The organism is Asticcacaulis sp. AC466 (assembly GCF_000495815.1).
In the GTDB taxonomy this organism is placed as follows: Bacteria; Pseudomonadota; Alphaproteobacteria; order Caulobacterales; family Caulobacteraceae; genus Asticcacaulis.
In genome coordinates this window covers 1-524 of the sequence record NZ_AWGE01000056.1, presented here as the reverse complement: position 1 = coordinate 524, position 524 = coordinate 1, and the positions used below count along the sequence as shown (strand labels likewise).

Annotated in this window: 1 protein-coding gene; it reads left to right on the top strand. The window is 54.4% G+C overall.

From position 1 onward, the window contains the following. Window positions 1-524, top strand: a 524-nt coding sequence (locus AEAC466_RS44835; protein ID WP_023460308.1) for a phage portal protein, incomplete at both ends; no start/stop codon positions are given.

Here is a 524-nt window from a genome sequence, read left to right as displayed (position 1 = left end):
TGGCGAACCGTCGCCCGTGCTGGATAAGCGGGAAATTCTTGATTACATCGAGTGCACGACCAATGGCAAGTGGTACGAACCGCCGATCAGCTTCGATGGGCTGGCACGCAGCGTGCGCGCCGCCGTGCATCACAGCTCGCCGATGTATGTTAAGCGCAACATTTTGGCGTCTACGTTCATCCCTCACCCCATGCTGAGTCAGCAAGAATTTAGCCGTTATGCGCTGGATTATTTGGTGTTTGGGAATGCCTTTTTAGAGGTAAGGAAAAACCAACTCGGCGAGCCGTTGCGCCTGCAGTGTTCACCGGCGAAATACACCCGCCGGGGTGTTGAACCTGGTACATATTGGTTTGTGCAAGACTGGAAAGAGCCTCATAGGTTTGCACCGGGGAGCGTGTTTCATCTGATTGAACCAGACATTAACCAGGAACTGTATGGCCTGCCAGAATACCTCAGCGCGCTTAACTCCGCCTGGCTGAATGAGGCGGCGACGCTGTTCCGCCGCAAGTACTATCAAAACGGGG